Genomic DNA, 6560 nt, shown 5'->3' with positions numbered 1-6560 from the left:
CTTCGAGCGCCGGGCCTATGCCGCGGCCGACCGGCTGGCTGCCGTCGCTGACGATGCCGTGCACGGCCAGGCCGAAGCGCGCTCCGATGGCCTGCAGGCGCCGCGCGAGCGCGGCGCCGGCCTCGGGCGTGCGCACCTTGGCCGTGTCGCCGACCGGAATGTCGATGACGACGTGCGTGGAGCCGGCGGCGATCTTCTTCGACAGCACCGAGGCGATCAACTGGCCTTCGGTGTCGATGTCGAGCTCGCGCTCGATGCGCACGAAGACCTCGTCGGCCGGGCTCAGGCGCATCGCGCCGCCCCAGGCCAGGCAGCCGCCTTCGGCCGCGACGACGCGGCGCAGGGTCGCGCCGTCGAGCTCCACCGGCGCGAGCGTCTCCATCGTGTCGGCCGTGCCGGCCGGCGAGGTGATCGCGCGCGAAGAGGTCTTGGGAATGAGCAGTCCGCAGGCCGCGACGATGGCCACGACCAGCGGCGACGTACGGTTGCCGGGCAGGCCGCCGATGCAGTGCTTGTCGAGCACGACCGGTGCGTCCCAGCGCAGGCGTTCGCCGACATCGACCATCGCGCCGGTCAGCGCGTAGGTTTCCTCGTCGTCGAGCGGCAGGGCCGCGGTCGCGGTCAGGAAGGCCGCGAGATGCACGTCGCTGTAGCGGCCCGCGGCGACGTCGGCGACGATCGCGGCGAGTTCCGCCGCGCCGAGGCGGTGGCCGTAGAGCCGGCCGCGCAAGCTCGCGAGCGAGTCGAGCAGCGGCGGATGGTGCACGCGCACGGCGTCGCCTTCGCGCAGGTCGAGCTGCTGCCAGGCGGTTTCCGACAAGGCGACCGTGCCGGGCTGCAGCAGGTCGCCGTCCATCTGGTAGAGCAGGGCCTGGATGCGCCGCGGGCCCGCGTCGATTTCGATCTGGCTGCGCGGCGCGAGGCCTTCGGCGCGGCAGACGCGCTCGTCGCGGCGCATGACCGCGATGAGCTGGTGCTGCGCGTGCAGGCGCAGGCGCGTCGCGCGCAGTTCCGGCGCGCCGTTGCCGTTGCCGTTGCCGTCGCCGGCAGTGTCGGTCATAGCGTGAACTCCTCGTCCTGGCGCGGTACGGCGACGTCCCAGCCGAGTTCGCGCGCGATGCGCACGCGCAGGGCGTCGGACGCCTCGGGCTCGCCGTGCACGACGAACACGCGCCGCGGCGGCCGGCGGAAACCCGACAGCCAGCGCATGATTTCCTCGGCGTCCGCATGCGCCGACAGCATCGGCAGGTCGACGACCTCGGCCTGCACCGGCACCCACTGGCCGAAGATCTTGATCTCGCGCTCGCCCTGCAGCAGGCGGCGGCCGCGCGTGCCGGCAGCCTGGAAGCCCGACAGCAGCACGGTGTTGCGATGATCCGGCGCGAACGCGATCAGGTGGTGCAGCACGCGGCCGCCGGTGGCCATGCCGCTCGCGGAAATGATGATCTTCGGAAAACGGTCGGCCGACAGCGCCTTGGACTCGGCCACGTCGCGCACGTGCGTGGCGACGTTGCAGACCTCGGCGCAGGTTTCCGCGTCGAGGCGGTGCTGGCCGACGAAGCGGCGCAGCAGGTCGCTCGCGCTGCTCGCCATCGGGCTGTCGACGTAGACCGGCACGTTCGCGAGGCGGCCGGCCTGCTTGAGCTTCCAGAGGTAGTACTGCAGGGTCTGTGCGCGTCCGACGGCGAAGGCCGGAATGACGACGGTGCCGCCGCGCTGCACGGTGCGCTCGATGACCGCGCCGAGCGCCTCGAGCGGATCCTGCGGCGGATGCAGGCGATCGCCGTAGGTCGATTCGACGACGACGTAGTCGGCTTCGGGCACGGCTTCGGGAGCGACCATGACCGGATCCGCGTAGCGGCCGAGATCGCCGGAGAACACGATCGTCCGCCCACCCCAGTCCACCTGCACCGTCGCCGCGCCGAGGATGTGGCCGGCCGGGCGCAACTGGATCTGCGCGCCGCAGTGCAGCGGCGTGCGCTTGTGCCAGCGCACGGCGTCGAAGCGTTCGAGCGCGCGCTCGGCGTCGACGACGCGATACAGCGGCAGCGCCGGATGGTGCTTGGAAAAGCCCTTGCGGTTGGCGTAGTCGGCGTCCTTCTCCTGCAGATGGCCGGCGTCCTTGAGGATCAGGTCCGCGACCGCGGCGGTCGGTGTGCTCGCGTGGATGCGGCCGCGGAAGCCTTCGAGCAGCAGCCGCGGCAGGTAGCCGCAGTGATCGAGATGCGCATGGCTGAGCACCACGTCGTCGATGCCGGCGGCGTCGACGGGCAGGCGTTTCCAGTTGAGCTCGCGCAGGTTCTTGAGGCCCTGGAACAGGCCGCAGTCGAGCAGCAGGCGCCGCTCGCCGAGGCTGAGCAGGTGCTTGGAGCCGGTCACGGTGCCGGCACCGCCCAACGATCGCAAAGTCAGCATTCGTAGTCCTTGTCGGGATGAAGCAGGGCTTGCGGTCCGCTGCGGCCGGCCACGGCGTCGGCTTCGGCAGCGTCCAGCAGGGTTTCGGGCGGCCAGCCCGCGACGCGCGCCGCGGCGGCCACGGCATGCGCCCAGGTGCAGCGGTTGGCGAACAGCATGCCGGCGACGTCGAACGTGCCGCCGCGGCTCAGGTAGCCCAGCGCCGCCGTGCGGCACGGACCGTCGTCGATGCGGCGCAGCACGCCCAGCAGGGGCTCGGGCCGCGTGTGGCTCAGGTGCGGCCCGGCAGGGCTGCCGAGCGGCACGGCCGGACGGCCGTCGGCGCCGATCGCGTAGGAATAGAAATCCGCGACGAGGTGCGACAGGCCGGTTTCGCTGCGGTCGTAGCGTCCGGCCTGTGCCGCCGACACGTCGCCGGTCAGCGCGTCGACCGCCTCGATCGCGGCGACGCAATGGCCCTGCTCCATGAGCCAGCTGCGCGTCGCGCCCGAGAGCGCATTGGCCAGCAGATAGCCGACGAAGGCCGGCACCGTGTTCAGCGAGCCGCCGGTATGGCCCTCGGGCGAAGCCTCGAAGTCCGCGGCCGGCAGCGCTGCGCCGCTCAGGTCGACGCGGCGTGCATAGGTCATGTGCACGACCAGCCAGGCGGCCGCGCTCGCGAGACGGTCGGCCGCGGCGAACAGGCGCCAGAGCCCGGCCGGCGTCGCGGCATGGCCGTCGGCCCGCCAGGTGTCCACGAGTGCCGCGACGCGCTCGCGCGTGACCGCGGCATGGCGGAACGGACCGTAGCCGCGGCTCCGGCCGGCGCGGTCGTCGGGCAGCGGCGGACCGGCGGCCGTCATGCGTCGTCTCCGGACAGGGCCTCGGCGGGATCGCGCAGGTTCCGCGCGAGCGCGTCGGCGAACAGCGGCGCGAGGCCGATGCGGTTGCTCGGATGCGCGACCGAATCGGTGGACACGACCTGCCGCACGAACGGCTGCAGCGCCGCGAGCGCGTCGTCGGCGAACAGGCCGTGCACGACGACGCAGTCGGGCCGCGGCAGGCCCTGCCGCTGCAATTGCCGCGCGACCGCGATCAGCGTGCGGCCCGACGAGGCGATGTCGTCGACGAGCACGGGCTGGCGGTCGCGCCAGGCCGACAGGTCGGGCAGGGCGATCTCGACGTCGCGGTCGCCGTGCCGCTGCTTGCGCGCGACGACGTGGGGCGCGCCCGCGGCGGCGGCGATCGCGCCGGCCCACTGCGCGCTTTCCTCGTCCGGTCCGACGATCAGCGGCGAGCGCACGTGTTCGGCGATCCAGCCCGCGAGCAGCGGCGCCGCGTGCAGGGTCGCGGTCGGCACGCGGTAGATCCGCGCCAGCGCCGGATAGCGGTGCAGGTGCGGATCGACGGTCAGCACGCGGTCGACGCAGCCCGACAGCAGCCGCGCGAAGCTGCGCGAACTGACCGCCTCGCCGGGCCGGAAGCGCGTGTCCTGGCGCAAGTAGGCCAGGTAGGGCGCGACCAGGGTCACCTCGCTCGCGCCGAGCTCGCGCGCCGCATCGGCGGCGAAAGCGAGCGGCAGGAATTGCGGATCGGGCCGGGCCAGGCTGCAGACGAGGTCGACGGGCCGGCCGCCGACCGCCTCGGGCAGGCGCAGATAGCTCTCGCCGTCGGGAAAGCGGCGCGTCTCCGGCGCGATCGCGGTCCAGCCGCCGGCCTGCGCGAGGCGGCCGGCGAAGGCCTCGTGGCCCGGCAGCGGCAGAATCAGGCGCATCGGCGGCTCCGGCAGTCGGCCCGGTTGGAAAATGCCACAAACGGCGTCCTGGCGACGGTCGGATTCACGCCATCAGGCTCAGGGTCTTGCGGAAACGCCGCAGCGACAGCGCGAACAGCGTCGAGCCGATCGCCGCGAGCGCGAGGAACGGCCGCCAGACCACGTCGAAGCCGGCGCCGCGGTAGAGGATGGCCTGGCCGAGCTCGACGAAGTGCGTGGTCGGCGCGAGCAGCATGAGGTCCTGCACGAGGACCGGCATGCTCTCGCGCGGCGTCATGCCGCCGGACAGCAGCTCCAGCGGGATCAGCACGAGGATCAGCAGCAGGCCGAACTGCGGCATGCTGCGCGCGAGCGTGGCCAGGTAGATGCCCATCGACGTGGTCGCGAACAGATGCAGCGCCGCCCCGGCGAGGAACAGCGTGACCGAGCCTTCGACCGGCACCTGCAGCAGGCCGCGCACGACCAGCGCCAGCGATAGGGCCGCTGCGGTCAGCACGACGAGGCCCATGGCCCAGACCTTGGCCAGCATGATCTGCGCCGGCGTCACCGGCATCACGAGCAGGTGCTCGACGGTGCCGTGCTCGCGCTCGCGGATCAGCGCGGCGCCGGTCAGGATGATCGACAGCATCGTGACGCTGTTGATGATCTCCATGAGGCTGCCGAACCAGGTCTTGTCGAGCTGCGGATTGAAGCGCGCGCGCAGGGCCAGCTCGACCGGCATCGCCGCCGCGCCGCGCTCGCGGCGCACGAATTCGCCGATCTCGCCCTGCACGATCTGCTGCACGTAGAGATTGCCGGTGAAGGCCTGGCTCATGCGCGTCGCGTCGACGTTGAGCTGCAGCTCGCTCGGGCGGCCGGCCAGCACGTCGCGCTGGAATCCCGGCGGAATGTCGAGCACGAAGGTGAAGCGGCCCGCGTCCATGCCGGCGTCCATCTCCTGCAGCGAGATCAGCACCGGCGCGCTGAATTGCGGCGGATAGAACGCCGCGACGATGCGCTGCGACAGCGGAGAACCGTCCTCGTCGACGATCGCGATCGGCGCGTTGTGCAGCGACTCGGGCATGGCCGTGGCCGCGGTGTAGACCGAGACGGTGAACACGTAGACGATCAGCGCGAGCATCATCGGATCGCGCCAGAGGCTCCAGAGCTCCTTGACGCCGAGACGGAAGGTATTGGCGAGGCGGCGCGGCATGTCAGCGCTCCTGCTTGCGCAGCAGCGCCAGCGCCGTGCCGAGCACGACCGGGATGGCCAGCAGCAGCGGCCACAATGCGCCGTACAGGTCGGTCAGTCCCAGTCCCTTGCTGAACACGCCGCGGCTGATCACGAACATGTGGCTGGCCGGATAGACCGTGCCGATCAGGCGGCCGGCGCCTTCGAGCGAAGACACCGGGTCGATCAGCCCGGAGAATTGCACGGCCGGGATCAAGGTGCCGATCAGGGTGAAGAACATCGCGGCGATCTGGCTGCGCGTCAGCGCCGAAGCGACGAGGCCCATGCCCGTCGCGACGACGCCGAACAGCGCGGCGGCGAGCAGCAGAGTCGGAAAGCTGCCGCGGATCGGCACGCCGAACGCGGTCACCGCGAGCAGGCACATCAGCAGGAAGTTGACCAGCGCGAGGCCGACGTAGGGCAGCTGCTTGCCGAGCAGGAATTCGGTCCGCGTCACCGGCGTGACGTAGAGGTTGATGATCGAGCCCATCTCCTTCTCGCGCACGACGCCGAGCGCGGTCAGCATGGCCGGCAGCATCAGCAGCAGCAGCGGCACCACGGCCGGCACCATCGCCGGCAGGCTGCGCACGTCGGGGTTGTAGCGGTAGCGCTGCTGCAGGCTCACGCCGGCGGCGAGGTCCACGCCGAGGCGCTGGCGCGCCTGGTCGGCGAGCCACTGCTGGTGCACGCCCTGCACGTAGCCCTGCACGGTTTCGGCGCGCGTCGGCATGGCGCCGTCGATCCAGGCGCCGATCTGTACCGTATGGCCGCGCAGCAGGTCGCGGCCGAAGCCCGGCGGAATCTCCACGGCCAGCGCGAGCTCGCCGCTGCGCAGGCGCCGGTCGAGCTCCGCGTAGTCGGTGATCGGCGGCTGCTCGACGAAGTAGCGCGAGCCGGCGAGGTTCAGCGCGTAGTCCTGGCTCAGGCTGCTCGCGTCGCGGTCGAGCACCGCATAGCGCAGGTTCTCCACGTCGAGGCTGATGCCGAAGCCGATCACGAACATCAGCAGCAGCGAACCGGCCAGCGCCAGGGTCGCTCGCACCGGATCGCGGCGCAGCTCGAGCACTTCGCGCCAGAGATAGCTGTACATGCGCCGCGGACTGAAGGCCGCGCGGACCGGTGCCGCGGCGACGGGCGCGGCCGACGGTGCGGTCGCGGCGGCGGCCGGCGCGGCTTCGGCCG

At 72.0% G+C, this 6560-nt stretch carries 6 protein-coding genes; all 6 read right to left on the bottom strand.

The genetic code is table 11. From position 1 onward, the window contains the following. The coding region (locus tag NON22_RS18470; protein WP_257388427.1) for a thymidine phosphorylase at positions 1 to 1060 on the bottom strand (1060 nt) is incomplete at its 3' end. Next, the gene (locus NON22_RS18465) at positions 1057 to 2415 is read right to left on the bottom strand and encodes an MBL fold metallo-hydrolase RNA specificity domain-containing protein (RefSeq protein ID WP_257388425.1); all 1359 of its coding nucleotides are present in this window, start codon (positions 2413 to 2415) and stop codon (positions 1057 to 1059) included. The genes NON22_RS18470 and NON22_RS18465, both read right to left, overlap by 4 nt. Then, positions 2409 to 3257, bottom strand: coding sequence for a hypothetical protein (locus tag NON22_RS18460; RefSeq protein WP_257388424.1), 849 nt, complete (start codon positions 3255 to 3257; stop codon positions 2409 to 2411). The genes NON22_RS18465 and NON22_RS18460 overlap by 7 nt, the downstream gene beginning before the upstream one ends. After that, the gene (locus tag NON22_RS18455; protein WP_257388423.1) at positions 3254 to 4168 is read right to left on the bottom strand and encodes a ribose-phosphate pyrophosphokinase; all 915 of its coding nucleotides are present in this window, start codon (positions 4166 to 4168) and stop codon (positions 3254 to 3256) included. The genes NON22_RS18460 and NON22_RS18455 overlap by 4 nt, the downstream gene beginning before the upstream one ends. Before the next feature lie 64 nt (positions 4169 to 4232). Continuing rightward, positions 4233 to 5360, bottom strand: coding sequence for an ABC transporter permease (locus tag NON22_RS18450; protein WP_257388422.1), 1128 nt, complete (start codon positions 5358 to 5360; stop codon positions 4233 to 4235). A 1-nt stretch (position 5361) separates the two neighbouring features. Then, positions 5362 to 6560: ABC transporter permease (locus NON22_RS18445; RefSeq protein WP_257388421.1), on the bottom strand; the 1199-nt coding region annotated here is incomplete at its 5' end.

It is taken from the genome of Tahibacter caeni (assembly GCF_024609805.1).
Lineage (GTDB): Bacteria > Pseudomonadota > Gammaproteobacteria > Xanthomonadales > Rhodanobacteraceae > Tahibacter > Tahibacter caeni.
The sequence above is the reverse complement of the archived record's forward strand: the minus strand, read 5'-3'. Positions and strand labels throughout refer to the sequence as shown.

Excerpts from the sequence above, each read along its gene's own strand:
- NON22_RS18465 (WP_257388425.1), bottom strand. The coding sequence starts at position 2,415 with ATGCTGACTTTGCGATCGTTGGGCGGTGCCGGCACCGTGACCGGCTCC.
- NON22_RS18455 (WP_257388423.1), bottom strand. The coding sequence starts at position 4,168 with ATGCGCCTGATTCTGCCGCTGCCGGGCCACGAGGCCTTCGCCGGCCGC.
- NON22_RS18450 (WP_257388422.1), bottom strand. The coding sequence starts at position 5,360 with ATGCCGCGCCGCCTCGCCAATACCTTCCGTCTCGGCGTCAAGGAGCTC.
- NON22_RS18460 (WP_257388424.1), bottom strand. The coding sequence starts at position 3,257 with ATGACGGCCGCCGGTCCGCCGCTGCCCGACGACCGCGCCGGCCGGAGC.